General features: G+C 70.7%; 22 protein-coding genes and 2 pseudogenes. 15 read left to right on the top strand and 9 right to left on the bottom strand.

All coding sequences use genetic code 11. From position 1 onward, the window contains the following. Nucleotide 1: 1 nt before the first annotated feature. The 8 genes and pseudogenes from OO71_RS31040 to OO71_RS31005 all read left to right on the top strand — a co-directional run bounded on the left by OO71_RS31040 (nt 2) and on the right by OO71_RS31005 (nt 7,921). Nucleotides 2-469 carry a (2Fe-2S)-binding protein gene (locus OO71_RS31040; protein ID WP_033293516.1) on the top strand — a complete coding sequence of 156 codons (468 nt, stop codon included), beginning with the start codon at nt 2-4 and terminating at the stop codon, nt 467-469. Beyond that, entirely contained in the window at nt 466-1,281 is an 816-nt protein-coding gene (locus tag OO71_RS31035; protein WP_033293515.1) for an FAD binding domain-containing protein, read from the top strand. The genes OO71_RS31040 and OO71_RS31035 overlap by 4 nt, the downstream gene beginning before the upstream one ends. Nucleotides 1,282-1,579: 298 nt before the next feature. Next, the gene (locus OO71_RS31030; protein ID WP_156096628.1) at nt 1,580-2,248 is read left to right on the top strand and encodes a flavin reductase family protein; all 669 of its coding nucleotides are present in this window, start codon (nt 1,580-1,582) and stop codon (nt 2,246-2,248) included. A 288-nt stretch (nt 2,249-2,536) separates the two neighbouring features. Continuing rightward, nucleotides 2,537-3,382, top strand: a complete 846-nt coding sequence (locus tag OO71_RS31025) for an ESX secretion-associated protein EspG (RefSeq protein WP_033293514.1) — start codon at nt 2,537-2,539, stop codon at nt 3,380-3,382. Between the two features lie 31 nt (nt 3,383-3,413). Then, entirely contained in the window at nt 3,414-3,938 is a 525-nt protein-coding gene (locus OO71_RS31020) for a hypothetical protein (protein ID WP_033293513.1), read from the top strand. Between the two features lie 10 nt (nt 3,939-3,948). Then, nucleotides 3,949-6,078: a PPE domain-containing protein gene (locus OO71_RS31015; protein ID WP_033293512.1), complete on the top strand. Its 2,130-nt coding sequence runs from the start codon at nt 3,949-3,951 to the stop codon at nt 6,076-6,078. Nucleotides 6,079-6,085: 7 nt separating this feature from the next. After that, nucleotides 6,086-6,391: pseudogene (locus tag OO71_RS31010) on the top strand (type VII secretion target); the annotation flags it as partial. 969 nt (nt 6,392-7,360) lie between these two features. Next, nucleotides 7,361-7,921, top strand: coding sequence for a YbaB/EbfC family nucleoid-associated protein (locus OO71_RS31005; RefSeq protein ID WP_033293511.1), 561 nt, complete (start codon nt 7,361-7,363; stop codon nt 7,919-7,921). Between the two features lie 458 nt (nt 7,922-8,379). On the opposite strand, the gene OO71_RS31000 is transcribed toward OO71_RS31005, so the two are convergent. Further along, complete coding sequence (locus OO71_RS31000) at nt 8,380-8,721, bottom strand: MmcQ/YjbR family DNA-binding protein (protein ID WP_033293510.1); 342 nt, start codon at nt 8,719-8,721, stop codon at nt 8,380-8,382. Between the two features lie 66 nt (nt 8,722-8,787). Between OO71_RS31000 and ligD the strand changes: the two genes are divergently transcribed. Beyond that, nucleotides 8,788-9,777: a non-homologous end-joining DNA ligase gene (gene ligD, locus OO71_RS30995; RefSeq protein WP_033293509.1), complete on the top strand. Its 990-nt coding sequence runs from the start codon at nt 8,788-8,790 to the stop codon at nt 9,775-9,777. Here the strand turns inward: ligD and OO71_RS30990 are convergent. Genes OO71_RS30990 through OO71_RS30975 form a run of 4 tightly spaced genes read right to left on the bottom strand, consistent with a single transcriptional unit; the run spans nt 9,769 to nt 13,518 of the window. Beyond that, nucleotides 9,769-10,926 (bottom strand): NAD(P)/FAD-dependent oxidoreductase, encoded by a 1,158-nt coding sequence (locus tag OO71_RS30990; RefSeq protein WP_033293508.1) that lies wholly within the window; start codon nt 10,924-10,926, stop codon nt 9,769-9,771. The genes ligD and OO71_RS30990 overlap by 9 nt on opposite strands. Before the next feature lie 5 nt (nt 10,927-10,931). Beyond that, nucleotides 10,932-11,696 carry an amino acid ABC transporter ATP-binding protein gene (locus tag OO71_RS30985; protein WP_033293507.1) on the bottom strand — a complete coding sequence of 255 codons (765 nt, stop codon included), beginning with the start codon at nt 11,694-11,696 and terminating at the stop codon, nt 10,932-10,934. Then, complete coding sequence (locus OO71_RS30980; protein ID WP_063740135.1) at nt 11,693-12,619, bottom strand: amino acid ABC transporter permease; 927 nt, start codon at nt 12,617-12,619, stop codon at nt 11,693-11,695. Before OO71_RS30980 ends, OO71_RS30985 begins: the two co-directional genes overlap by 4 nt. 2 nt (nt 12,620-12,621) lie before the next feature. Beyond that, nucleotides 12,622-13,518 (bottom strand): transporter substrate-binding domain-containing protein, encoded by an 897-nt coding sequence (locus OO71_RS30975; protein WP_033293506.1) that lies wholly within the window; start codon nt 13,516-13,518, stop codon nt 12,622-12,624. Between the two features lie 112 nt (nt 13,519-13,630). Between OO71_RS30975 and OO71_RS30970 the strand changes: the two genes are divergently transcribed. Then, nucleotides 13,631-14,527 carry a MurR/RpiR family transcriptional regulator gene (locus OO71_RS30970; RefSeq protein WP_162186127.1) on the top strand — a complete coding sequence of 299 codons (897 nt, stop codon included), beginning with the start codon at nt 13,631-13,633 and terminating at the stop codon, nt 14,525-14,527. Nucleotides 14,528-14,533: 6 nt separating this feature from the next. On the opposite strand, the gene OO71_RS30965 is transcribed toward OO71_RS30970, so the two are convergent. After that, nucleotides 14,534-15,103, bottom strand: coding sequence for a TetR/AcrR family transcriptional regulator (locus OO71_RS30965; RefSeq protein WP_033293504.1), 570 nt, complete (start codon nt 15,101-15,103; stop codon nt 14,534-14,536). Nucleotides 15,104-15,245: 142 nt separating this feature from the next. Between OO71_RS30965 and OO71_RS30960 the strand changes: the two genes are divergently transcribed. The 4 genes from OO71_RS30960 (at nt 15,246) to OO71_RS30945 (ending at nt 18,759) form a co-directional block, all read left to right on the top strand. Beyond that, complete coding sequence (locus OO71_RS30960) at nt 15,246-16,148, top strand: alpha/beta hydrolase family protein (protein ID WP_033293503.1); 903 nt, start codon at nt 15,246-15,248, stop codon at nt 16,146-16,148. Then, nucleotides 16,145-17,008 (top strand): LLM class flavin-dependent oxidoreductase, encoded by an 864-nt coding sequence (locus OO71_RS30955; protein WP_033293502.1) that lies wholly within the window; start codon nt 16,145-16,147, stop codon nt 17,006-17,008. Before OO71_RS30960 ends, OO71_RS30955 begins: the two co-directional genes overlap by 4 nt. 25 nt (nt 17,009-17,033) lie before the next feature. Continuing rightward, the gene (locus OO71_RS30950) at nt 17,034-17,378 is read left to right on the top strand and encodes a cupin domain-containing protein (RefSeq protein ID WP_051792479.1); all 345 of its coding nucleotides are present in this window, start codon (nt 17,034-17,036) and stop codon (nt 17,376-17,378) included. Nucleotides 17,379-17,463: 85 nt separating this feature from the next. After that, nucleotides 17,464-18,759 carry an MFS transporter gene (locus tag OO71_RS30945; protein ID WP_033293501.1) on the top strand — a complete coding sequence of 432 codons (1,296 nt, stop codon included), beginning with the start codon at nt 17,464-17,466 and terminating at the stop codon, nt 18,757-18,759. Here the strand turns inward: OO71_RS30945 and OO71_RS30940 are convergent. After that, complete coding sequence (locus OO71_RS30940; protein ID WP_033293500.1) at nt 18,746-19,951, bottom strand: SGNH/GDSL hydrolase family protein; 1,206 nt, start codon at nt 19,949-19,951, stop codon at nt 18,746-18,748. The two genes, OO71_RS30945 and OO71_RS30940, sit on opposite strands and share 14 nt — an antisense overlap. 116 nt (nt 19,952-20,067) lie before the next feature. Here OO71_RS30940 and OO71_RS30935 point away from each other — a divergent pair, with 116 nt between their 5' ends. Then, nucleotides 20,068-21,585 (top strand): S53 family peptidase, encoded by a 1,518-nt coding sequence (locus OO71_RS30935; protein WP_033293499.1) that lies wholly within the window; start codon nt 20,068-20,070, stop codon nt 21,583-21,585. Nucleotide 21,586: 1 nt separating this feature from the next. Here OO71_RS30935 and OO71_RS30930 read toward each other — a convergent pair whose 3' ends face one another. Both OO71_RS30930 and OO71_RS49345 read right to left on the bottom strand, forming a co-directional pair. Continuing rightward, a complete protein-coding gene (locus OO71_RS30930) occupies nt 21,587-22,624 on the bottom strand; it encodes an LLM class flavin-dependent oxidoreductase (protein WP_033293498.1) in 1,038 nt (345 codons plus the stop codon). 82 nt (nt 22,625-22,706) lie between these two features. Beyond that, nucleotides 22,707-23,394: pseudogene (locus tag OO71_RS49345) on the bottom strand (FAD-dependent oxidoreductase); the annotation flags it as partial. Nucleotides 23,395-23,413: the final 19 nt, after the last annotated feature.

The raw sequence follows: 23,413 nt of genomic DNA, 5'->3' as shown, positions 1-23,413 counted from the left end.
CGTGCGGGTCTCGATCGAGGTGAACGGGAAGACGACCGCCGGGGAGGTGCCGGACCGCACCCTGCTCGTGCACTACCTACGGGACACGGTGGAGCTGACCGGCACGAACATCGGCTGTGACACCACGTCGTGCGGCGCGTGCACGGTGCTGCTCGACGGCGAGTCGGTGAAGTCGTGCACCGTGCTGGCCGCGCAGGCGGACGGCCACGAAGTGACCACTGTGGAGGGTCTGGCCACCGGTGAGGAGCTGCACCCGGTACAGCGCGCTTTCCGCGAGCAACACGGTCTGCAGTGCGGATTCTGCACGCCGGGCATGATGATGGCGACGGTTTCCCTGCTGAAGGAAAACCCGAAGCCGACCCGGCAGGAAGCCCGCGCCGCGCTGGAAGGCAATCTCTGCCGCTGCACGGGGTACCACAACATCGTGAGTGCCGTGATCGAGGCGTCCGGACAGGAGGTGACGGAGTGATCCCCGCCGGCTTCGCCTACCGCCGAGCGTCCACTGTGGACGAGGCACTGGCCTTGCTCGCCGAACACGGCGACGAAGCCAAACTCCTGGCCGGTGGCCATTCGCTGCTGCCGCTGATGAAGCTGCGGTTCGCCGCGCCCGAGGTAGTGGTGGACATCGCGCCGCTCACGGAGCTGAAGTTCGTCCGCCTGGACGGCAACGAGGTGGTGATCGGCGCGCTGTCGCGCTACCACGACCTGGAACATGACCCGGTGCTGGCCGAGCACGCCCCCCTGCTGGCCCACGTGTCCGGCGCAGTCGGCGACCCACAGGTACGCCACCGGGGAACAATCGGCGGCTCCCTGGTCCACGCCGACGCAGCCGCAGACCTCCCGGCGGCCGTACTCGCCGCAGACGGCACCCTGGTAGCCCGCGGCCCGTCGGGCGAACGCACGATCCCGGCCGCGGATTTCTTTCTGGGCCCGTTCACCACGCCGTTGGAACCGGACGAACTGCTCACCGAAATCCGCCTGCCGAGCCAAGCAGGCCAAGGCTGGGGCTTCGAAAAGTTCACGAGGCGAGCCATCGACTGGGCCATCGTGGGCGTCGCAGTCACCGGCAAAGCAGTAGGCCTGATCAACATGGGCGGCACCCCGCTGCGCGCGTCCGCCACCGAGGCCGCCCTGGCCTCCGGCGCCACCGCCGCGGAAGCAGCCGCACTGGCCGCAGAAGACACGTCACCGCCGGAAGAGCCCCACGCAACGTCGGAATACCGCAAACACCTGGCCCGCGTACTCACCGCCCGCGCACTGGCGAGCGCCGGAATCTCCTGACGCGCAAAAGTCCGTGAAGGGAACCATCACGGAATCTGATTCCCCCCCTCATGGTTCCCTTCACGGACCACCATTCCGTGAAGGTTCCGTCCACGGCCCCACCCACCACACCAGCCACACCCGCGCGCACAGCGGCCCCAGGCACCCAGACCCGGCCCTGCACCCCGATCCGAAGCCAAAACACCGTCGTCACCATCGAGCTTCGGGGTGCCCCCACGCAACAATTCCCCCGGGAAAACCGAACAGCAACGTCCATTTCCCGCCAGCCCCCCACCCCCCGGCTCCGCAAACTGGACCCGTGACCTCTCACCTCCCCATAGAACCGAACATCCTCTACTTCGGCACCCCGGTAGTCCTCATCTCCACCACGAACGAAGACTCCACTCCCAACCTGGCCCCCATCTCCTCCGCCTTCTGGCTGGGCTGGCGCGCAATGCTGGGCCTCGGCGCAAGATCCCAGACCGCGACCAACCTCCTCCGCACTGGCCAATGCGTCCTCAACCTCCCCTCCTCGGCCCAGGCCCCCGCCGTGGACCGCCTGGCCCTGACGACCGGCTCCAACCCCGTCCCACCCCGCAAACGGGACCGCGGCTACCGCCACGTGGCGGACAAATTCAGCCACGCCGGTCTGACCCCGATACCGTCGGAAACCGTCGCACCACCAAGAGTCGCCGAATGCCCGGTCGCGATGGAAGCGGTCCTGGAGTCGGTCCACCCCTTCGCCCAAGACGACGAAACCCAGCGCGGCGGCGTACTGGGCCTGGAAGTGCGCGTACAACGCGTCTTCGTGCACAACGATATCCGCACTCCCGGCACCACTGACCACATTGATCCGGACGCCTGGCACCCGCTGATCATGAGTTTTCAGAAGTTCTACGGCCTGGGCCCACAAGTGCACCCCTCGACGCTGGCCAGTATCCCGGAACGCCTTTACCGCTCACCGGACATCGCGCGGGCAGCACGCTGAGTAACCCCGCAAGTCCATTGTGGAGCCGGCTCCCGTTTTCCTTCCAGCAACGGAGAATTCGCTTCGGGGCACGCATCCGTCAAGAAACGCGCACGGCGAGGGGGCCGGTCGTGTCCGTGAGGGCACAACGCTGTGCCCCTTGAGGCAAGCGCGCCGGTCGTGATCTGGGCCACCAGCGCCACTGCTACGGTTCCCGCGTTGTGATTCCGTGGCATGGCAAGGCAATCCGTCGGTACGATCGGGTTCCGGGCGGCCGCATACGACCGCCGTGGGAAGGATGTTCTCGGGATGGCGGACAGGTTCGAGTTCGGTCTCGACGTCGTCGAAGCACTCGTGATCGGGGAGGCGACCGGCGGGGACATCCGCCGGTACCCGCTGCGGATCGGTGCGGTGCCGTCGGATCCGGTGCGGTTCGTCCGGGTCGCCGCGCAGGTGCACCGCGCGGTCGAGGAACGCAGGCTGTCGGCGAACGGCGACCTGATTCCCCGGGTGCGCTTGGCCTTCGGGCTGCTCGCGCGCCCGCGGGTATCCGTTGCGGTGAGCGGGATCGACGGGCTCGGCGCGGACATCGCGGTCCTCGCGCTCACCGACGGCCGCCAGGCGCTCGGGATCACGCAGGACCCGGAGTCGGACGAGCTGCTGTTCTCGCTGTTCGCCGACGAGGAGCTGGTGGAGGTCGTCACCGGGGTGCTGCCGCGGGCGCGTCCGGCGAGTACCGGCGCGCACACTGTGCGGCAGGAAACCGTGCGCGAGGTGTCCGCGATGACGGCGCGCCGTCGGGCCGAGGCGGCCGAGGACGAGGTGGAGACGGACGCGTTCGGGATGATCGAGGTCAGCGGCCGGGTACAGCCGCGGGCCGACCCGCGGATCTCGCGTAGGCCGGGCAGTCCCGAGGTGCTCGCGCGCGTGTTCGCGCAGCCGCGCCTCGGCGGCGGGCACATCACGGTGTCCGGCTGGGGCCGCCACGGCGAGCGGACGGCGGCGGATCCGCTGAGCTGGCTCGACACCGAGGACGGCCGCTATCTGGTCCGGACCACTTCCGGTGATGCCGGAGAGGTGAGTGCCGACTACGTGCCGGCGGGGCGGTCCGAGGTCGCGCGCGCCGTGCAGCAAGCCATTTCCGCGGTCTACTGAGGACGCGGGCAACCAGGGAGGGAAGGCCCAGATGAAGGAAGCGGAAGCGGACGCACTGGCGAAAGCCGTCGTGGCGACGACTGTCCAGGCGGAGAAGACCCGGCAGGCCGACGCCATGGCGAGGGTGGTGACCGGGAGCGTTCTCGCGGTCGGGCGGGGCACGACCGAGGACGCCGGGAAGGCGCCGCTGCTGGCCGGCCGGCAGCTGAAAGTGCTGGCAGAGCAAGGTTCTTTCGCTGTCGACGACTCGACCGGCGACAAGATGATCGAGTCGCTGGAAGGCGTCGTCGACGCACTGCAGGCGCGCTGGGATGCCCTGCAGAAGCTGGGGAACCACCCGGAGATGTCGCAGACCCCGGCCGCGCGCTGGGTCGCCGGGCACATGGTCGCCACGGCGAGCGACAACCAGGGGCTGCTCACCCAGCTGCAGGCGGCGCGCGACGAGTTCCCGACGTACGTCGAGGCGATCAAGCTGGCCAAGAAGAATTATCGCGAGCGCGAATCCGGAACCCGCGACACGTTCAAGCGTCTACCTGACGCCGGCGAGCCGAGCTGAGGGAGACTTCGTGGCTGTCACCGAAAACCATGCGTCCGTGTCCGATCCGAAGTCGCCGGACTACGATCCACGCAGCCCGTACTACGAGGTCACTGCGGATCCGTCGTCGAAGTACTACATCGGGCCGGTGAAATCGGACGATGTGCGCTCCGGCGACGAGATCCGGGACGAGGCCACGCGCGAGATCGACGAGGAGATCCGCAAGGGCTGGCTCGGCCCCGTCGTCGATCCCAAGCTGCGGGACCGGAAAATCCAGGAACGGTACGAGAAGCACCTGCACGACGCGAAGGGCGACCTCGGCGACGGGCTGGAGCTGCGCAAGCCCGGTACCGCCCCGCACACCGAGTGGCGCAACGCGTCGCACGAGCTGATGCTGCGGGCGATCAGCACGGGGGCGGACTCGAAGACGGTCGCGGAGTCGTCGGAGGAATGGGTCCGCATCGGCAATGACCTTGCCGGGCACCAGAAAAACCTCGCGGCTGCGATCAACGCGAGCACGGCGAACTGGCGCGGCGGGGGCGGGGACGCCGCGCGGGAGCACCTGGCGAACGTCGGCAAGTGGCTGGGGTCGACGGCGCAGGGTGCGACGCTTTCCGGGCGGCAGCAGGAAATCCACTCGCAGGCGCTGCACGAGACGCAGAAGGCGATGGTCGCGAACCCACCGGTGAAATTCTCGGTGCAGGACGCGAACGCGCAGCTCCAGACCATCCGTGACCCGGTCGTGTACGCGCTCGCGGCGGGTGCGGCGATGAAGACGTTCCGCGACCAGCAGGCCGCGCGCGACCAGGCGGCGCAGATCATGACGCGCTTCGACCAGACCGTCGGCGGGGCGGTGGCGACGCCGCAGTTCGTTGCGCCGCCGAAACTTCCCGGCGGCGAGACCGAAGCGCACCGGGATCCGGCGCAGCTGATCCGCGGCGGGCCGGACGGGCATCCGGGCGCGCTGGGTCCCGACGGGAAGCCGTTGCCGATGGGTCCGGACGGGAAACCGCTGCCGATGGGTCCCGATGGGAAACCGCTGCCCATGGGTCCGGACGGCAAGCCGCTGCCGATGGGTCCGGACGGCAAGCCGCTGCCGATGGGTCCCGATGGGAAGCCGTTGGCGATGGGTCCGGACGGGAAACCGATGGGGCCAGGGGGGATCGGGCCGGACGGGATGCCGCTGGGCGGCAATCCCGGCGGGATCGGCCCCGACGGGAAGCCGCTGGGCAGCAGCCACACCACGGTGCCGCCGAAGTTCGAGATGCCGGGCGGCCCGGGTGGCTCGTCGATTCCGGGCGGGAGCGGGAACTTCACCCCGCCGCCGCTGCATCTGCCGGACACGCCCGGCGGCAGCACGATTCCCGGCGGATTCCACCCCGGGAACACCGATTCCACGAAGGTGCAAGGGTTCACGCCGCCGCCGCTGAACCTGCCGGACACCCGCGGCGGCGGGCCCGTCTTCCCGGGCGGCGGTCCCGGGGTGCCGGGTGGTCCTGCCGGTGGCGGGCCGGGCGGAGGTCCGGGGTTCACGCCGCCGTCGTTCACCCCGCCGCCGTTCACCCCGAACAGCGGACCTGGCGGGAGCAAGATCCCGTCGACGGGTACTACTCCGTTCAGCGGGAAGATCCCGTCGACCAGCGGTCCGACCGGCGGCAGGATTCCGTCGACCGGGAGCCCGCTGGGCGGGAAGATCCCGTCGATCGGGGAGAGTCCGCTCGGGAAGATCCCGCCGCTGTCCGGCAAGATCCCGGACAGCACGACCGGAGGCCCGCTCGGCGGGTCCGGCGGCAAGGTCCCGGGGATCGGCCGCACCGGTGGCGTGAACGGCGAAAGCATCAGCAGCCGCCTCGGCGGGGGCGGGAGCGGTTTCGGCGGACGCGCGGTGGGTCCGGCGAGTCCGGGTGCGGTCACCGGGGCGATCGGCAACCCGGGCGAGGAGCCGCTGAGCCGCGGCCCGGGTGCCGGCGGCAAGGGTGCGCCGGGTTCCCCTGGCATGGGCGGCATGGGTGCCGGGGGCGGCCGGGGCGGTACGGGACCGGAGGACAAGGAGCACAAGATCGCGGACTACGTCGAGTCGGACGATCCGTCGTTCTTCGCGCCGGACGAGGTCGTCGCGCCGCCGGTGATCGGGGACTGGAAGAACCAGGACTGGAAGTGAGGCGGGAGTGAGCGGGCAGTTCCAGGTCGAGCCCGACGAGCTGGTGGCGCACGCGAGCCACCTCGACGGCCTGATCGACCGGCTGAACAAGGCGGTGCAGGCCGCGGACTACGCGATGTCCGACCACGCGTACGGGCTGCTGTGCGCGTTCCTTCCGCCGATCATCAACCCGACGGGGGAGAAGGCGAAGGAGTCGGTGAGCGCGGCGATCGAGGGTGTCCGCGCGACGGCCGACAACGTCCGCACCGCGGCGAAGGCCTACCAGGAGGGCGACGAAAGCGAGGCCCAGCCGTTCAAGAAGCAGGCCTCGGCGGAAAGCGACCTGCACCGCGGCGGCGACGGGCTGGGTTCGGCCCGCCAGTCGCCGCTGGCAGGCAGCGAACCGACGTTGCGGCGTGGTTCGGCGGAGGATGGTTCTGTTCCGGCGGGTCGTGACGAGGCCGGGGAGCCGACGTTGCGGAGTGGTTCGCCGGACGATGGTTCGGTTCCCGCAGGCCGTGACGAGGCCGGGGAACCGACGTTGCGGCGTGGTTCGGCGGACTCGGTGCCCGCGAGCCAGGATCCGGTGGACGGCGAGCGCACGCTGCGGCGCGGTGATCCGGAAGGCGAGGACCGGACGCTGCAGCGGTCCGGGCCCGACGGCGGCGAGCAGACGTTGCGCCGGGGTGATGCGGGTGGTGAGGATCGGACGCTGCACCGCGACGCGGAAGACCGGACGTTGCAACGGTTCGGGCCTGACAGCGGTGAGCCGACGCTGCGCCGTGGTTCGGCGGAGGATGGTTCTGTTCCGGCGGGCCGTGATGCGGCCGGGGAGCCGACGTTGCAGCGGGGTGTCGCGGCGGAGGCGCCGATGGCTGCGCGGCAGGCGTCGGTGGAGCCGATGCTGCAGCGGGGGGAGGCCGCGGAGGGTTTGGTTGCCGCGCATCGGGATCCGGTGGTCGAGGGTCGTCAGGTCGGGGGTGCGGAGCGGGTGCTGCATCGCGTCGAACCGGACAGCGGGATGGCCGCCGCGCATCAGGCGCCGCTCGCGGAGACCGCGTTGCGGCGGGTCGAGCCGATCACTCCCGACGAGGCGGAGCAGACTGCGTCGAGCCGGTTCGGTTCGGGCTCTGGTACGGTCGCGGCCCACCGGGAGGCGGTCCAGGACGACGGTTCCGTGCCCGCCGACCGCGATCCGGTGGAGCAGCGGCGGGTGAGCAGGCCGGCGGACTTCCGGATCGTGAACCGCACGCCGCAGGAGTGACCCGCCGGGCGGGTGACGGGATTCGAGGAGAAACGAAGCATGACCGGTGCGGGTGGGCTGGGCGACCTGATCAGGGACCCCGACGAGGCGATCCGGCGGATGGACGAATGGGCGGCCGGGTTCGCCCGCAAAGCGGAACGCTACGCGGCGGCCCAGCAGGAAACCGAGCAGCTGCGGCTGACGGCGGCGAGCCCGGACGGGACGGTGCGGGTCACCGTCGGCGCGGACGGGATCGTGTCGGACCTCGTGTTCGGCTCGCGCACCCGCACCATCCCGCCGGAGGAACTGGCGCGCATGGTGCTGTCCACGATGCGGCGTGCGCAGTCGGGGATCACCGACCGCGTGGCCGAGGTGATGGGCCGCCAGCTGGGCGACGAGGACCCGGACACCCGCACCGCACTCCTCGGCACCCTCCGCGACCGCTTCCCCGACCCGGTTGATCCGCAGGACAGCCCGCCGCCTCCGGCACCGGAACCGCCCCCGGCCCCTGCCGCGGGACCGGCCGCACGCCCACCGGCGACCCCGCCGCCCCCGACTCCGCTCTCGCCCCGCCGCCCGGGCCGCGTCGACCCCGACGAGCAGGACAACAACCCCTGGTGACGGGCGGGGCCGCGGAATGGCGGCGGTGGCGCCAGGTTCGGCGGGTGATCTGTCGCATGTGGACAGCCGCGGCACTCCGGCCGGACGGGGCGCGAAGCAGATCGGGCACCGCGGCGAGGATGCTGCGGCAGGATTCCGGCGGCCGGAGGTGCAGGTTCACGGCTGTAGCGACCGGGTCTCCGCCTCCGGATGCGGAGCCGCGGGATCACGGCTTGCGGTAACGGACCTTCGGCGACCTGCGCCGCCGGTCTTGGATGGGCAGGTTCACGGCTGTGGCGACCGGGTCTCCGCCTCCGGCGCCTCCGGATGCGGGGCCGCAGGATCACGGCGGCGCTAACGGAACCTCCGCGACCGGCGCTGGATGCGCGGGCTCACCGCACCAAGACCTCCGCGGCCGGTGCCGTAAGCGCAGCGGTGGCAACGAAACTCCGCGCCCATCCCGTGCCGGAACCGCAGGATCACAGCTGCGGTAACGGAACCTCCGCCACCAGCTCCTCCGGAGCCGAAAGCCGCCACGCCTCATACACCAGTTCCGCGAGTTCGTCTCGCTCGATGCCGCTCAGCTGGACCACCACCCAGCCGAACCCGCCCGCCGTGAACTGGACCTCGAAGACCTCCGGGCGTTCCGCGACGAGTGCCTGCTGCTCGGAGATCGTCTGCTTGAGGCCGACCGTGTCCGTGCGCGGCCAGTGGTACCCGAACCGCTTGCCGCGCACGCTGAAGGACGTGTAGTCGCGGCCGCGGCCGCGCTCGACGTCTCGCAGGGCGCTGATGATCCGTTCGAATTCCTTGTCCGGCACGCACCCATCCTACGGCGGCGGATCCGCCGCGTCCGGCTTACGGTGGTGCGCGGAGGTGCTCCCACGATGCCCGAACCCGCCGACCGTGTCCCGGCTGCGATCGAGCCCATGCTGGCGACCCCGGACGGGGGCACGCTGCGTGCCGGTCCGGCGTACGCCTACGAGTTCAAATGGGACGGTTACCGGGCGATCATGCGCATCGCTCCGGACGGCACCACGGTGCTCACCAGCCGTAACGACAACGACTTCACCACCCGGTTTCCGCAGCTGTCCGGTGCGCTCGGCGAGGCACTCGGCGGCCGTGCGGCGGTGCTCGACGGCGAGATCGTCGCGCTGGACGAGCACGGCCGCCCGGACTTCGGGCTGCTCCAGAACCGCAGCTGGCACGCGGTCGCGTACTTCGCGTTCGACGTGCTGCGGCTCGGCGGCGAGACCTTCCTCGACGCGCCGTATGAGGAGCGCCGCGAAATCCTGTCCGGCATCGAGCCGCCGGACCGGCAGCTGGTCGCGATCACGCCCTGGTACCGGCATGGGGACCTCGCCGAACAGGGCCTCACCCCGGCCGGGCTGCTGGACGTCGCGCGCAAGATGATGCTCGAAGGGCTGGTCGTGAAGGCCCGCACCTCGCGCTACCACCCCGGCCGCCGCAGCCCGGACTGGCTCAAGCATCCGCTGGTCCACACGACCGAGGTGGTGCTCGGCGGCTGGCGCCCAGGCCAGGGCCGCCGCGAAGGCACGATCGGCGCGTTGCTGCTCGGCGCGCACGACCCGGAGTCCGGCGACCTGCGGTACCTGGGTGACGTCGGCACCGGCTTCACCGATGCGATGCTCCAGGACCTGCAAGCCCGGCTCACCCCGCTGGAACGCCGCACGAGCCCGTTCGCCGACGCCGTACCCCGCGACCGGGCGCGCGGCGCGCACTGGCTCGAACCGGAGATGGTCGGCGAGGTCGTGTACCGCCGCCTGACCCCCGGTGACGGCCGCCTGCGCCACACCGCCTGGCGGGGCCTGCGTCCGGATCGGAAAGCCGTCGAGATCGAGGTCCCGTCACACTGAGCCGACGCCGAGGCGGGCGAACGTGAACGGCTGCAGCACTTCCGGCCGCGTTCCATCCAACGCCCACGAAGCCAGAGCCTCCGCGACGGCCGGGGCAAGAGCGAACCCATGACCGCTCCAGCCGGTGGCCACGAGCACCCGATCGAAGCCCGGCACCGCATCCACCACCGGGATCAGGTCGATCGTGCTGGTGTCCGCGCGGCTGTTGTCGACCGCCAGTACCTCGGCGCCCGCGAGTGCCGGCAGCGTCGCGGCGAGGTCGGACAGGGCGGTGCGCAGGACGCTCGGATCGGTCGTCCCGGCGCCGGTCACCGGGTTCCAGCCACCCGGCCGGCCGCCGGACAGCATGACCTGGCCCTCGTCGGTCATCTTCACCGACAGCGACCGCCGAGGGTGCCCGAGCTGGTGGTTCAGCGTGCACCCCGGCGGCGCCGCAACGAACGTGATCTGCGTGGCCTTTTCCCACAACGGCAAGGAAATCCCGAACGAATCGGCCAGCAGCCGGGGCGTCGACCGGTTCGCCGCGAGGATCACCTTCCGCGTGGCCCGCAGCCGTTCGCCGGTCGCCAGTTCCAGCGTGACCGTATCGCCGGGCACGAGTTTCGTGACCGCGGTGTGTTCCCGGATCCGCGCTCCCCGCTCGACTGCCGCCTTCGCGAACGCGCGGGTGGTCGCCGGATGGTCGGCGGTCCCGTCGTCCGGCGTGTGCACGGCGAACCGCACCTCGTCGCCGATGCCCGGCTGCAGGTCGTCCAGCCGTTCCCGCTCGACGATCTCGCAGCGCACGCCCGCCGCCCGCTGCGCCTGCACCCGGGCCGGCAGGCTCTGCCAGCCGGACACCCCGGCGATCTCGACGTCGTACAGGCTCAGCAGCCCGTTGCGCCGGTATCCGGTCGGCGCGCCGAGCTCCGCGTCCAGTCCCGGCCACAGTTCCAGCGCGCGACGTACCAGCGGCAGCTCCCGCAGGTCCCGTCCACCGGCCCGGACACCGCGCCGTCCGGGACCGCCGGACGCGCCGGACGCGAGCTCGTCCGCCTCCAGCAGGACGACGTCCGCGCCCCGCCCGGCGAGCCGCCACGCCGTCGCGGTGCCGGCCACCCCTCCGCCGACCACCACGTACTCCACGGTTTCCACTGCAGACCCCTCCATGTCGTTCAGCCGACCCTTTCGAGAAAACGCTGCGTGCGTTCGTGCTGCGGGGAATCGAGGACGCGCGCGGCAGGACCGCGTTCGACGATCCGTCCCTGGTCCATGAACACGATCGTGTCGGCGACCTGGCGCGCGAACCCGATCTCGTGCGTGACGACGAGCATCGTCATGTCGTCGGCGGCGAGGTCGCGCAGGACGTCGAGGACCTCGCCGACCAGTTCCGGGTCGAGCGCGCTCGTCGGCTCGTCGAACAACATGAGCGTCGGCCGCATGCACAGCGCACGGGCGATCGCGACCCGTTGCTGCTGCCCGCCGGACAGCTGGGCCGGGTACGAGGCCCGCTTGTCCGCCAGCCCGACGCGCTCGAGCAGATCCTCGGCCCGCCGCACCGCCTCGGCCCGCGGCACGCCACGTACGCGGACCGGTGCCTCGATCAGGTTCTGCAGCACGGTGAGGTGGCCGAACAGGTTGAACTGCTGGAAGACCATGCCGATGTTCCGCCGCGCGCGGCAGGTCTGCCGGTTCGTCGTCTCCACCAGATCCCGCCCGGCGCGGCGGTACCCGACCAGCCCGCCGTCGACCTGGATCACGCCCGCCTGGATTTTCTCCAGGTTGTTGATGCACCGCAGCAACGTGCTCTTGCCCGAACCGGACGGCCCGATCAGGCAGACGACCTCGCCGGGCGCCACGACCAGATCGACGTCGTGCAGTACGTGCAGCGACCCGTACAACTTGTGCACGCCACGGATCTCGACCGCCGGAGCCGTCATCGTCCTGCCTCCAAAGCCAGCCGGGAAAGCTTGCGCGACGCACCGTCGGACAGCACGGCCCGGCCGCGGTTGAAGTACCGCTCGATCCGCCGCTGCGCGACCGTCAGCAGCGCCGTCACCACGAGGTACCAGAACGTCACCACCATCAGGAGCGGGATCGTCTCGTACGTGCGGGCATAGATGATTTGCGCGCTGTACAACAGTTCCGGCATCGAGATGACGCTGACGATCGACGTCGTCTTCACCACGTTCACGAACTGGTTGGTCAGCGGCGGCACGATCGCCCGCATGGCCTGCGGCAGCACGATCCGCCGGAGGGTGAGGCCGGACGGCATGCCCAGTGCCTCCGCGGCTTCCTGCTGCCCGCGGTCCACCGAGATGAGCCCGGCGCGGAAGATTTCCGCGCAGTACGCCGCTTCGTGCAGCGTGAGCCCGATGATCGCCGCCCCGGCCACCGTCACGACCGTGTTCGTGTCCACCGAGAACAGGTCCGGCCCGAAAGGCACGCCGAGCGAGATCTTCGGATACAGCGCGGCCAGGTTGTAGAGCAGCAGCAACAGCACGAGCAGCGGGGTCGCGCGGAACACCCAGATGTACGCGCCCGCCGCGGCGTTCAGTACCCGGTTGGCCGACTGCTTCATCATCGCGAGCACGATGCCCGCGGCGATCGACAAGGCCATCGCGATCAACGCGATTTCGGCGGTCCGTGCCAGCCCGGCCAGGATGGCGGGGCTGAACAGGTAGTGCGCGAACACCGGCCAGGAGAAGTTCCGGTTGGTGAACGCCGAGACCAGGGCCAGCGCCACGAGCAGCGCGGCGACCACGCCGGTCACCCACGTACCGGCCTTCCGGCGGCCGGCGATGCGGGCGGGCAGGGGTGGGTCCGTGCCGGCGGCGGTGCCGGTGACGGCTTCGGGAAGCATGGTCACGACCTGCCTTTCAGGATTTCGGTACCGGAGAGGAAGTTGTCCTGAAGACCCCATTTCGCGAGGATCTTCCGGTAGGTGCCGTCGGCCATGAGCGCACCCACGGCACGGTGGACGGGTTCGGTGAGCGGCGAATTCTTCGCGAGGCCCACGGCGACGAGCGACCGTTTGTACTGCCCGGCAAGGCGGAACACGCCCGGCGCGCGGTTCGCCACGTATTGCGTGAGGGAGATCGAGAAGTACAGCACGTCGATCCGGCTGCTGCGCAAGGCAAGGACGGCTGCGTTGCCGTCGGGGAACAGGTTCAGCCGCCAGTCCGGGCGCCCGGCTTTCGCGCAGGTGCCCGCGGCTTCCTCCAGCTGTCCTTGCTGCACCGAGCCGACGACCACGCCGACCGTGCGCCCGCAAAGGTCCACATAGGACTTCACCGGGTAGGTCGCGGTGCTGAGCGTGAGGAAACCCTGTCCGCCGTTGTAATAGGTGACGAAATCGGCGTTCTTCCGCCGTTCCGCCGTGGGGCTGAGGGACGCGAGGACGACGTCGAAGCGTCCGGCGGCGAGCCCGGGGACGATCGCGTCGAGACTGGCCGGAACGGGAACGGCGGCGGTGCAGAAGACGTCCGCGATCGCTTGGCTCATGTCGCGGTCGAAGCCGACGATGGTCGTGTTGTCCTCGGCGTAGTACGCCATGGGCGGCGTGTGCGGCACCGTCGCGACCAGCAGCCCCCCGTGCCGGCGCACCGGCGCGGGCAGGGTTTTGGCGAGGTCCGGGTCGCAGCGTCCGTGTGGACGGGCGACCAGCGCGGGATCGGCCGGGCCCGCAGAGCTGAGAGCGCATCCGCCGAGGGCGAGGGCCAGGAGCAGCGTGCCCGCGAGAGCCCGCCGGGTTCGTCGCATGTCACCACCACCATTATCACTGCCGCCGGGGCGGCTGTCGGATCGGGAGGGATGATGTAGTGTTTACTTCATGAAAACTCGAATGTCTAGTGGGGGCTAGATGGAACCGTCGTTGACGAAGCGGATCGCGCAGGTCCGGGACCAGCTCAGTGCCGGGGGACTGCGGGTGGTGGACTTCTTCGCGCTGCACCCGGCGGAGGCGTCGGTGTTCTCCGCGCAGGAGATCGCCCGGCGGGCCGAGGTCAGTGACGCGACGGTGATCCGCACGGTCAAGCAGCTGGGGTACAGCGGTCTCGGCGAGCTGCGCCGTGCGGCGGCCGCGATGCTCAACCCGGTCCGTGATCCGGAACAGACCTTGGCCGAACACCTCACGCAGTCCGACGACACCAGTCAGCTGCTGGCCAAAATCAGTCTCGACGCCGCGCAGCTGGTCCGGTCATTGCCGAACACGGTGCCGGCCGATGCGTTCGAAGCGGCCGCCGGGACGCTCGCCAAGGCCTCGCACACGCTGGTCGTCGGCTACGGTTCCGCGCAGCCGGTCGCCGACGCGCTGGCGCTCGGGCTGCGGCGGATCGGCCGCACGGCAACCGCCAGCGGGCAGACGGGGTACAACTTCGCCGACGAGCTCGGTCAGCTCCGGGCGGGCTCGTCGCTCGTCCTCGTCGCGCCGCTGCGGCACGTCCGCGAGCACGACGTGGCGATCGCCGAAGCGGCGCGCATCGGCTGTCCGATCGTGCTGATCACCGAGGTGCTGGCGAGCCATTTCGCCGACCGGGTGGACACGGTGCTGGTGACGCCGTCGACCGAGACGTTGCTGCCCAGCAGCCCGATCGGGCACCTGCTGCTCGTGGACGCGTTGCTGCTCGCGGTGGCGGCGGCGGATCCGGATCGGGCGCTGGACGGCTGGAAGGCCACGAACCGGCTGCGCGGCGAGATCGTGGAGGGCGGCCTCGACGTTCCGGTGAACCGCTCGATTGCGGAGCGGGCCGCCCGCGGCCCGCTGGAGTGACCCCGGTCAGTCCCGCTGCCGCAGGCCCGCGATGAGGAGCTTCACGAGCCGCCGGGCGTCGTAGCGCGGGTCGGATTCCGCGCCGATGCACAGGTTTCCCACGCCGCGCATCAGCTGGTACGCGTCGATGTCGGTCTGGATTTCCCCGGCAGCCGCGGCGAGCAGCTCCGTGCACACCGGGACCAGCCGGTCGAGGAAGTACGCGTGCAGGCTTTCGAAACCGGCGTGGTCGGACTGCATCACCCCGGCCAGGCCGTGTTTCGTCACCAGGAAGCCGACGAACAGGTCGATCCACGCGGCGAGCGCGGCATGCGGGGAAGCGCTCTCCGCGAGCAGCTTCGGGCCCGCCTCGGCGCACGCGTCGACCTGGTGCCGGTACACCGCGATGATCAGGTCCGCCCGGGTGGGGAAGTGGCGGTAGATGGTGCCGACGCCGACCCCCGCGCGGGCGGCGATGTCCCGTACCGGGGCGTCCACGCCGGACTCGACGAACACCGCGGCGGCCGCGTCGAGCAGGGTTTTCTCGTTGCGACGGGCGTCGGCTCGCTTCGTGCGGGCTCCCGCATTCGAGCTCACGGACCACTCCTTCCCAAGGCGTGTAGACAACCGGAACAGCGTTCCGTATAGTTACCGGAGCGAGGTTCCGTTTGTTCATCATGCCAGAGCGGGCTCCGGCCCACCACACCTCGTGCTCCGAAGACGGAAAGGTCGTCCCTTCATGACTGCAACACAGGCCACGGTGCTCCCGGTGATCTCCGTCAAGCCGGTCACCCTGGCCGCCCCCGGCCGCGGCGAGGACCTGCCGGTGCGCGTCACGGCGCCCACGCTCGGCGACGCGCTCCCGATCGTCGTGTTCTCGCACGGTTTCGGTTCGTCCGCGGACGGTTACGGTCCGCTCGCGGACTACTGGGCCGCACACGGTTTCGTCGTCGTCCAGCCCACCCACCTCGACTCGCGCACCCGCGCGCTGCCTGCCGAGGACCCGCGTACGCCGGAGGTCTGGAAGCTGCGCGTCGAGGACCTGCGGCACGTGCTCGACCAGCTCGACACCGTCGAAGCAGCCGTACCCGGGCTGCACGGGCGGCTCGACCGCAGCCGCATTGCCGTGGCCGGGCACTCCTGGGGTGCGCAGTCGGCCAGCATGCTGCTGGGCGCGCGCGTGCTCGAAGCCGACGGCAGCGTCGGCGAGGACCTGACCGACCCGCGGGTGAAAGCCGGGGTCCTGCTCGCCCTCACCGGCACCGGCGGCGCCGACCTGACGCCGTTCGCGGCCGAGCATTTCCCGTTCATGAACCCGAGTTTCGACGGGATGACCACGCCCGCGCTGATCGTCGCCGGGGACGCGGACCAGTCGATGCTCACCACCCGCGGCCCGGACTGGTTCACCGACCCGTACCGCCTCAGCCCCGGCAGTAAGAGCCTGGTCACGCTGTTCGGCGCGGAGCACTCGCTCGGCGGCATCCCCGGTTACGAGGCCAAGGAAACCACCGACGAAAGCCCGGAGCGCGTGGCTTTGCTGCAGGAGCTGACCGTCGCGTACCTGCGCAGCGCGCTCGACCCCGCCGACGACAGCTGGGCCGCAGTGCCGGAGACGCCGCTCGGGCGCATCGAGTCCCGATGAGCACCGTGTTCGGCATCATGACCGCGCCGATGCAGGTCGGTTACCCCGAGCTGCAGCGGATCTGGCGGGAGGCGGACGCGATCCCGGCCATCGGGCAGGCGTGGCTCTTCGACCACCTGATGCCGATCGGCGGCGACCCGGACGGCCCGGTCTTCGAAGGCTGGACCCTGCTTTCGGCACTGGCCGCGCAGACCGAACGGCTGCGGCTCGGGCTTCTCGTGACCAGTAACCGGTTCCGCCCGCCCGCGGTGCTGGCCAAGATCGCGACCACCGTCGACATCGTTTCCGGCGGGCGGCTCGACTTCGGCATCGGCGTCGGCTCGCGGCCCGGGCACCCGCTGGCCCGCCGCGAGTACGACGGGTACGGCCTGCCGTACCTGGAAACCGCCGACGCGGTCGCCCGGTTCGCCGAAGCGTGCACGGTGATCAAGAAGCTGTGGACCGAGGACAAGCCGTTCGACTTCGGCGGCGAGCACCTCCGGCTCACCGGCGCGTTCGGCAACCCGAAGCCGGTACAGCGTCCGCATCCGCCGATCGTGATCGGTGGCCGGGCCAGCGCAACGCTGCGCGTGGCCGCCGAGCACGCCAACGGATGGAACATCCCCGGTGGCGACCTCCCGGACGCGGTGAGCCGCAGTGCACTGCTCGACCGCTATTGCGCCGAGATCGGCCGCGACCCGGCGGAGATCACGCGGTCGATCCACGTCGGCGTTTCGTACGACCGGCCGGGTCCGGCGCGGGCCGCGATCGGCGCGGCACGGGAAGCCGGATTCGGGCACATCGTCCTCGGGCTGCCGTCGCCGTACCCCGCCGGAGCCGTGCAGTGGGTCGCCGACGAGCTCATCGCGAGGGCGGGGTGACGCGGCTGGGGCAGAATGCCGTCCCATGAGCGAAACCGAGCCGATCGTGATCGGCGACCTGCTGGCACTGGCCCCGATCGAGGCGGGAAAACTCGGGCACCACACGGTGCTCGACACCGAGGCGGCGCGGGTGATCGTGCTCGCCTTCGAGCGCGGGTACGTGCTGAAGGAACACCGCGCCCCCCGCGCGCTCCTGCTGCAGGCGCTCGACGGGCACCTTCGCCTCACGGCCGGTGGCCAGGTCACAGACCTGCGGCCGGGCGGCCTCGTGCACCTGCCGCCGTCGATGCCGCATGCGGTGGAGGCGCTCGCGGAGTCGAGGTTGTCGCTGACCCTGCTTGCCCCGCCGGGCACCTCTGCCGGCAACTGAGGCCGCACCCGCCTTCCGTCGGTCGACCCGGGTGATCATCCGTGCCATCATGACCCGCCGGTAGCCGGAAAAGGGGGGCGCGGACGTGCTCGAGCAAGAGGTCGACACCGCACGGCGGATCAGGCGGGTGGCGCTCGCCAGCTCGGTCGGGACGACGATCGAATGGTACGACTATTTCATCTACAGCACCGCGACTGCCCTGGTGTTCAACAAGCTCTTCTTCCCGTCGCTGTCCCCGGCGTCGGGCACGCTCGCCGCGTTCGCGACGCTCGGCGTCGGGTTTGTGGCGCGGCCGCTCGGCGGGATCGTGTGGGGCCACTTCGGGGACCGGGTGGGGCGCAAGGCGATGCTGGTGGCGTCGCTCGTGCTGATGGGGCTGGCGACCGCCGGGGTCGGGGTGCTGCCGACGTTCGGGCAGGCCGGCGTGCTCGCGCCGGTCCTGCTCGTCGTTCTCCGTGTGCTGCAAGGGATTTCGGCCGGCGGGGAGTGGGGCGGCGCCGCGCTGATGGCGGTCGAGCATGCCCCCGAGGGCAAACGCGGGCGCTACGGTTCGTTCTCGCAGATCGGCGTCCCCGCCGGGCTGATCCTGGCACAGCTGGTGTTCTTCGCGGTGAACAGCTCGCTGTCGCCGGACCAGTTCCGGTCCTGGGGCTGGCGGATCCCGTTCCTGCTCAGCCTGGTGCTCGTGGTGGTCGGGCTCGTGATCCGGCTGCGGGTGGAGGAAAGCCCGGTGTTCGCGAAGCTGCGCAGCACCGGCACGCGCAGCCGCCTGCCGATCGTCGAAGTGCTGCGCGCGCGGCCGAAGCAGGTGCTGGCCGCCGCGGTCAGCTTCATCGCCAACACCGCGCTCGGATACATCTTCTTCGCATACCTGCTTTCCTACGGCACCTCCGTGCTGAAGTTGTCCAGCACCACGATGCTGGTCGTGGTGATCGCGGGCAGCGTGGTGTGGCTGGTGAGCATCGTCGCGGCGGCGATCTGGTCGGACCGGGTCGGCCGGAAACCCGTGTACCTGGCTGGTTCGGTGCTGCTGGTGGTGTGGTCCATCCCGTTCTTCCTGCTGGTGGACACCGCTCAGCCCGCCTTGCTGCTGCTGGCCGTGCTGGTGCTGAACATCGGCCTCGGCGCGACGTACGGCCCGCAGTCCGCGTTGTTCGCGGAGCTGTTCGAATCCCGTTACCGGTACAGCGGATCGTCGTTCGCGTATGCCGTCGGTGCGGTGCTGGGCGGCGGGTTCGCGCCGTTGATCGCGACCGCGTTGCAGAGCTCCACCGGGACGTCGCTGTCGGTTTCGCTCTACATGGTCGGCGTCGGGGTGCTCAGTCTCCTTGCCGTGCTGACGTTCCCGCGCCGGCCGATCGTGGCGGTCACAGGAGATTGAGCGGGACCATGTCGGCCATCCGCTGGTACCCGGCGTCGTTCGGGTGCAGGTGGTCGCCGGAGTCGTAGGCCGGGAGCATGGTAAGCGGGTCGGCGGGATTGCGGAGGGCGGCGTCGAAATCGATGACGCCGTCGTAGATCCCGCTGGTGCGGATGAACGTGTTCACCGCCTGCCGGGTCTGCTCCAGCGTCGCGTCGTAGACCTGCCAGCCCTTGAACGGCGTGAGCGTGCCGCCGAGCACGCGGATGCCCTGCGCGTGGGCTTGCGCGACGATCTGGCGTAGCGCGGAGATGATCGGCGCCGGGTCGGTCTGGTGCGGGTCCTGCTGGATGTCGTTGATGCCCTCCAGCACGATCAAGGTGCGGACGTCGCCGTTGGTGAGCACGTCGTCGGCGAGCCGGGCGAGCGCGTTGCGGCCCGATCCCTGGCCGGGCGGGGCGTCGAGCAGGAGCCGGTTTCCGCTGATCCCGGCGTTGAGCACGCCGAGCCGGCCGTGCAGCCGGTCGCTCAGCAGGTCCGGCCAGCGGTGATTGGTGCCCCAGCTGGAGTCGGCGCCGTCGGTGATCGAATCGCCGAGCGTGACCACGGTGCCGCGCGCCGGTCCGCGTACGTCGACCTGGCTGACGTAGTGCCACACCGCTGTCTGCTCGGTGAACGACGTCCCCGATTCCTCGCCCGCGAAATCGCCGTTGCGGGTGAAGAACGACGTCTGCTGCGCGAGCGGGTGGAAGGTGACCGGGCCGGACGGGCTTGGTACGTAGGTGGTCACGAGGAGGTCTGCGTCGGCGGGCACGCGCACCCACGCCGGGTCGCTCAGCACCTCGGCGCCGGGCGGAACGACCACTGTGGACTGTCCGCCGAACGTCAGGGAGCGCATTGTGCCGCCCGCGGCGCGGGGGCTGTTGGGCGTCTCCGCGACGGCGAGGGTGACGTGGCCGAACACGAGCGGTGTGGTGCCGAAGGTATTGGAAAGCCTTACCCGCGCCTGAGTTCCGCCCGCGCTGGTGTGGACCACGTTGCGGATCGAGAAGTTCGGATACCCCTGGGACGTGTTCGGCACGGCAGCCGAGGGCGACGCCGCCCACGTGCCGACCCAGCCGTGCGCGGCCAGGTCTCCCTCCGCGCTGCTCGACGCGGTGACTGCACCGAGGGTGAGCACGGCGGCCGTGCCGAGAGTCAGTATCCGTCGCATGCGAACACTGTGCTGCCGCCCGGAAACACGCGGTGACCGCCGTCCAGGTGATCGGCCGGACAGATCTCCGGACAGCGTCGGTGGTGCGTTCGCCCCGGAGGGGTGACCATGGGGTGATGACAGAATCACAGTGGGTGTCAATTTCCGGAAGCAGGCGTCCGTCGTTCACCGCGGCCGAGGTACTCGGCCCGGTCGACCCGGACGCCACGATCACCGCCACGGTCGTCCTGCGGCGCCGCGCGGCTCTCGATGCGGCCGCGCTGAGCGGACCGCTCACCACAACAGAACTGGCCGAACAGTACGGCGCCACGTCCGACGACCTCGATCTGGCGCGCACGGTCCTCACCGACGCCGGGCTGACCGTCACCGACCTGCATGCCGGATCGCGGCGCGTTTCGGTGCGGGGCCCGGCTCGCGCGATGGCGGCCACGTTCGGGACCGAATTGAGCCAGGTCCGGTACGGCTCCGGCGAATTTCCGGTCCGCAGCGGGGAACTCCAGGTTCCCGCGGCGCTGGGGGACGCGGTGGTCGCCGTCCTCGGGCTCGACGAACGGCCGCAGGCGCGGGCGCAGTTCCGGCTGCACACCGACGCTGCCGCACAGGGGTTCACGCCGGACCAGGTCGGGTCGCTGTACGGCTTCCCGGCGGGTACCGACGGCACCGGCCAGACCGTCGCGGTGATCGAGCTCGGCGGTGGGTACCGGCCCGAGGATCTCGAGAACTACTTCGCGGGCTTGAAAATCGCCGAACCGAAGGTGACCGCGGCCGGGGTCGACGGCGGCAAGAACGCTCCGGCCGGCGACCCGGATTCGGCCGACGGCGAGGTGCTGCTCGACATCGAGGTGATCGGCGCGCTCGCGCCGGGTGCCGCGCAGGTCGTGTACTTCGCGCCGAACACCGACCAAGGTTTTCTCGACGCCGTCAGCACCGCGATCCATGCGACGCCGACGCCGGTTGCGGTCAGCATCAGCTGGGGCCAGTCCGAGGATCAGTGGACCGAGCAGGCGCGTACCGCAATGGATCAGGCGTTCGCGGACGCGGCCGCGCTCGGGGTGACGGTGTGCTGCGCGTCCGGCGACAACGGCAGCAGTGACGGGCAGAACGACGGGGCTCAGCACGTCGATTTCCCGGCGTCGAGCCCGCATGCCTTGGCTTGCGGCGGGACCCGGCTCGACGGCACGCCACCGTCCACAGTGGACTCCGAAACCGTCTGGAACACCTCCGGCGGCGGGGCGACCGGTGGCGGCGTGAGTGACGTCTTCGCAGTGCCGGGCTTCCAGCAGCCCGCCGGGGTGCCCAGCGGCGGCCGCGGGGTGCCGGACGTCGCCGGGAACGCCGATCCGGCGACCGGGTACCGGATTCTCGTCGACGGGCAGCAGGCGGTGGTCGGGGGTACGAGCGCGGTTTCGCCGTTGTGGGCGGCGCTGCTGAGCCGTCTCGCGCAGTCCGCCGGGCACGGGTTCGGGCTGGTGCACAGCAAGCTGTACGCCGGGGTGGGCGCCGGCAAGGTGCAGCCGGGGTTCCGCGACATCACCCAGGGCGGCAACGGCGCGTTCTCGGCTGCCGCCGGATGGGACGCGTGTACCGGGCTCGGGGTACCGGACGGAACCGCGTTGCAGAAGGTCCTGTCCTGACTCAGGCAGGGTCGAATTCCTTGCGGACGCGGGGGAGTACCTCGGTGCCGAGCAGCTCGATGGACTTCATCACGATCCGGTGCGGGACGCCGGACCAGTCCATCTGCAGGGCGTAGCGGTCGGCGCCGGTGAGCTTGCCGACGGTGATGAGCCGGTCGGCGACCTCGTCCGGGCTGCCGGTGAACAGCGCACGGGCGCCACGGGTGTACTCGTCGTACTCGGCGCGCGTGGGGATCTGCCAGCCGCGGGCGCGGGCGCCGTACTTCATCGTCTCGAGCCAGTACGGGTAGAAGCTTTCCTTGGCGTCCTGGGAGTTTTCGGCGATGAGCCCGATGGCGCTCATCGTGACGTGCAGGTCGCCGGGGGAGTGTTCGCCCGCTTCGCCTGCCCGCCGGTAGAGGTCCACGAGCGGCGCGAACCGCTCGGGCTCGCCGCCGATCACCGCGTACACCACGGGCAGGCCGAGCAGCCCGGCGCGCACCGACGACTCCGGATGCCCGCCGGTGCCGACCGAAATCCGCAGCCGCCTGCCGTACGGGCGCGGGTAGACGTGCGCGCCGGTCAGCGGTGGGCGGAACCGGCCGGACCAGGTGATCGGGTCCTCGCGGTCGAGCCGCAGCAGGAGCGCGAGCTTCTCCTCGAAGAGCGCGTCGTACTCGCCGAGGTCGGCGCCGAAGAGCGGGAACGACTCGGTGAACGACCCGCGCCCGGCGAGCAGTTCCGCGCGGCCGCGGCTGAGCTGGTCCAGCGTCGTGAACTGCTGGTACACGCGGACCGGGTCCTCGGTGGACAGCACGGTGACGGCGCTGGACAGCGTGATGTGCTCGGTGACGCTCGCCGCCGCGGCCAGCACGGTCGCCGGGTTCGAGATGGCGAACTGCTCCAGGTGGTGCTCGCCGAGGCCGTAGAAGCCGAGACCGAGCTCGTCGGCCAGCCGGATCCGCTCGACCGTCTCCGCCAGCCGCTGCGCGACCGGCACCTGCTCCCCGGTGCGCGGGTCCGGCGGCCGGTCGCCGAAGCTGTAGATCCCGAGTTCCATCACGTCACTTCCTCGTCGTCTCCCGGCCACGATACCGGTTGTTGACGCGTCAGCGTCCGCGATGGGCAGAGAGCCCGGTCACCGCCGGACGGCCGGAAAGCGGGACGTGGAACGGGTTTGCGGCCGCTCGGCGCGAGCCCGAGGTCGACGGCGAAGCCCAGGTCGTGGTGCCGGTACGGACGCGGCCGTCCGTGCCCGAGCGACGCCGCCACGGTGCGACCGGCGAGCGTGCCCGGGCGTGCTGCGCGGTCATCGGGGTGATCGAACCGGGCTTGGTGAGGTCCGGTACCGCTGCGGCGTACCTCCGGCCGGCCCGGGACACCGAGCTGCGCGGTGACGACGATGCGGCCATTCCGCGTCTCCAGGCCGAGGTCCGAGACCAGCGGATCGGGCCGGACCCGACGTACCACCCCGCGGAAGCCGCTCGGCGACGCCGGGGATCGGGAGCAGCTTGTTGACGCTGCCCGCGGCGAGCACGAGCCGGTCGTAGCCGAGTTCGCCGTCCTCGGGATCGGTGTCGCGCACGGTGCGGCTGTCGAGATCCACCGCGGTCACCGTGTCGAGAGCCAGGTGCACCCCGGGCAGGGCGTCCGGGATCGACACGGTGATGCTGCGCGGGCCGAGGATCCCGGCGGCGACTTCGGGCAGCAGCCGCAGGTACCGGAAGTAGTCCGTGGGCTTGACGACGACCACTTCGGCGCCTGCGGTGCGCTGCAGCTCGCGGGCCGCGTGGTACCCGCGAAGCCGCCGCCGACGATCACTACTCGCATCGCGTTTCCGCGAAAACTG

Origin of the sequence: Amycolatopsis jejuensis (genome assembly GCF_000717335.1) — a bacterium.
Taxonomy (GTDB): domain Bacteria; phylum Actinomycetota; class Actinomycetes; order Mycobacteriales; family Pseudonocardiaceae; genus Amycolatopsis; species Amycolatopsis jejuensis.
The sequence above is the reverse complement of the archived record's forward strand: the minus strand, read 5'-3'. Positions and strand labels throughout refer to the sequence as shown.

What these genes read in the sequence shown, in the direction of transcription:
- OO71_RS31025 (WP_033293514.1), top strand. Translation starts at nt 2,537, where the DNA reads ATGGCGGACAGGTTCGAGTTCGGTCTCGACGTCGTCGAAGCACTCGTG.
- OO71_RS31020 (WP_033293513.1), top strand. Translation starts at nt 3,414, where the DNA reads ATGAAGGAAGCGGAAGCGGACGCACTGGCGAAAGCCGTCGTGGCGACG.
- OO71_RS31005 (WP_033293511.1), top strand. Translation starts at nt 7,361, where the DNA reads ATGACCGGTGCGGGTGGGCTGGGCGACCTGATCAGGGACCCCGACGAG.
- ligD (WP_033293509.1), top strand. Translation starts at nt 8,788, where the DNA reads ATGCCCGAACCCGCCGACCGTGTCCCGGCTGCGATCGAGCCCATGCTG.
- OO71_RS30990 (WP_033293508.1), bottom strand. Translation starts at nt 10,926, where the DNA reads ATGGAGGGGTCTGCAGTGGAAACCGTGGAGTACGTGGTGGTCGGCGGA.
- OO71_RS30985 (WP_033293507.1), bottom strand. Translation starts at nt 11,696, where the DNA reads ATGACGGCTCCGGCGGTCGAGATCCGTGGCGTGCACAAGTTGTACGGG.
- OO71_RS30980 (WP_063740135.1), bottom strand. Translation starts at nt 12,619, where the DNA reads ATGCTTCCCGAAGCCGTCACCGGCACCGCCGCCGGCACGGACCCACCC.
- OO71_RS30975 (WP_033293506.1), bottom strand. Translation starts at nt 13,518, where the DNA reads ATGCGACGAACCCGGCGGGCTCTCGCGGGCACGCTGCTCCTGGCCCTC.
- OO71_RS30960 (WP_033293503.1), top strand. Translation starts at nt 15,246, where the DNA reads ATGACTGCAACACAGGCCACGGTGCTCCCGGTGATCTCCGTCAAGCCG.
- OO71_RS30955 (WP_033293502.1), top strand. Translation starts at nt 16,145, where the DNA reads ATGAGCACCGTGTTCGGCATCATGACCGCGCCGATGCAGGTCGGTTAC.
- OO71_RS30950 (WP_051792479.1), top strand. Translation starts at nt 17,034, where the DNA reads ATGAGCGAAACCGAGCCGATCGTGATCGGCGACCTGCTGGCACTGGCC.
- OO71_RS30940 (WP_033293500.1), bottom strand. Translation starts at nt 19,951, where the DNA reads ATGCGACGGATACTGACTCTCGGCACGGCCGCCGTGCTCACCCTCGGT.
- OO71_RS30935 (WP_033293499.1), top strand. Translation starts at nt 20,068, where the DNA reads ATGACAGAATCACAGTGGGTGTCAATTTCCGGAAGCAGGCGTCCGTCG.
- OO71_RS30930 (WP_033293498.1), bottom strand. Translation starts at nt 22,624, where the DNA reads ATGGAACTCGGGATCTACAGCTTCGGCGACCGGCCGCCGGACCCGCGC.